This window comes from Mycobacterium sp. E2462 (assembly GCF_001672685.1).
GTDB lineage: Bacteria > Actinomycetota > Actinomycetes > Mycobacteriales > Mycobacteriaceae > Mycobacterium.
The window spans coordinates 1-1670 of record NZ_LZKC01000247.1 but is presented as its reverse complement, the minus strand read 5'-3'; the positions used below and the strand labels follow the sequence as shown (position 1 = coordinate 1670).

The 1670-nt window shown below is 79.6% G+C and carries 1 protein-coding gene and 1 pseudogene; one reads left to right on the top strand and one right to left on the bottom strand.

Annotation, left to right across the window (positions count from 1 at the left end):
- Nucleotides 1-34: 34 nt before the first annotated feature.
- Entirely contained in the window at nucleotides 35-1390 is a 1356-nt protein-coding gene (gene eccB, locus A5714_RS12120; RefSeq protein ID WP_068285465.1) for a type VII secretion protein EccB, read from the top strand.
- On the opposite strand, the pseudogene A5714_RS26620 reads toward eccB, so the two are convergent.
- A pseudogene (locus tag A5714_RS26620) lies at nucleotides 1355-1670 on the bottom strand (type VII secretion-associated serine protease); the annotation flags it as partial. The gene eccB and the pseudogene A5714_RS26620 sit on opposite strands and share 36 nt — an antisense overlap.

Here is a 1670-nt window from a genome sequence, read left to right as displayed (position 1 = left end):
CCGGCGCCGCTGACCTGCGGTCTAACGTGGGCCGATGCCGACGCAGGCGAGCGCAGGGCTGCAGCTCAGCGCGCACCGCTTCTGGCTGCGCCGCCTGGAATGCGCGCTGCTGGGTGAGGCCGCCGGGCGCGCGCGGGCGCGCTTCACGGCGCTGGCGGTGGGCGCCGCCCTGACCGCGATGGCCGTGGCCGGGTGCGCGCTGCTGGGGTGGCTGCGCCCGCAGGTCACGCTGGACCGGGCGCGGCTGGTGCTGGACCGCAACTCCGGCGCGCTGTTCGTCCGCGTGGACGACACCTGGCATCCGGTGCTCAACCTCGCCTCCGCCCGGTTGATCGCGGGGGCGCCGGTCGACCCCCAACCGGTGCGCCCATCCGATCTCGCTCGCGCCAAGCTCGGTGCGCCGCTGGGCATTCCGGGTGCGCCGCAATACCTCGGGGCGCCGCTGGCGGCGGCCGACTTGGTGTGGTCGGTGTGCGACGGCGACGGCGCCACCACGGTCGTCGTCGGCCGGCCGGCCGAGCACAGCGTGCGCCGCCTCCCCGCCGGGCAGGCCATCCTGGCGGCACCGGCGCCGGGCTCGCCGGCGTACCTCCTCTACGACGGCCGGCGGGCCGTTGTAAACCTCGACGACGCCGCGGTGGTGCGGGCGCTGCGACTGGAAGGCCGCGTCCCGCGCCGGGTCTCGCAGTCGCTGCTCGATGCCGTCCCGGAGGCGCCGCCCATCGCCGCCCCGCGGGTTCCCGGCGCGGGGGGCCGGGCGCCGGGGCTGCCGGGGTTCACCGTCGGCGCCGTGCTGCGCGTCGGCCGGGCCGACGGCGACGAGTTCTACGTCACGCTGCCCACCGGGCTGCAGCGCATCGGCCGGGTGGCCGCCGACCGGCAGCGCGTGGCCGACGGGGGCGGCGGCGCCAGCCCCACGACGGTGGCCCCCGACGCCATCCGCGCCGCCCCCGTGGCCACCGCGCTGCCGGTCGGCGGCTTCCCGGAGCGGGCGCCGGCCCTGGCCGACGGCGACACAGCCTGCGTCACCCGCGAGGGGCCCGACGGGTCGGGGGTGGCGTTGCTGGCCGGCGCCGGGGCGCCGGTGCCCCCCGGTCGCTCGGCGCTGACCCTCGCCCAGGCCGACGGCGCCGGCCCCGCGCTGGACGCCGTGTACCTGCCGCCCGGCCGCACCGCCTACGTCCGCGGCGTCCCGGGTGGCGGCACCCGATACCTGGTCACCGACACCGGGGTTCGGTTCGCGGTCCCCGACGACGACGCCGCGGGCGCCCTCGGCCTGCCCGCGACGGGCGCGGCGCCGTGGCCGGTGTTGACGGTGCTGCCGCTCGGACCGCAGCTGAGCAGGCGGGGCGCGTCAGTCGCCCGCGACACCGTCACCGCGCCGCCGTAGCCGGGCGCCCGCCAGCAACACGACCACCAGGGCGGTGAGACAGATCGCGGCCCCGGTCACCGCGCGGACGTCGGCGCGCGGCGTCGGCGGCCGGGGCGGTGCGGGCGGGGCGAGCGGCACGGGCGCGGCGGTGGTGGCGGGGTCGGCCGGCGGCGGGGCGCCGGTGCTCACCGCGGCCAGCGGGTCGACGACGCCGTTTCCGACCAGCGCGTTCCAGCCGCCGGCCGGGTGATGCGCCGTCGACTCGAGGCGCCGCATCACCTGGCGGGCGGTCAGCGCC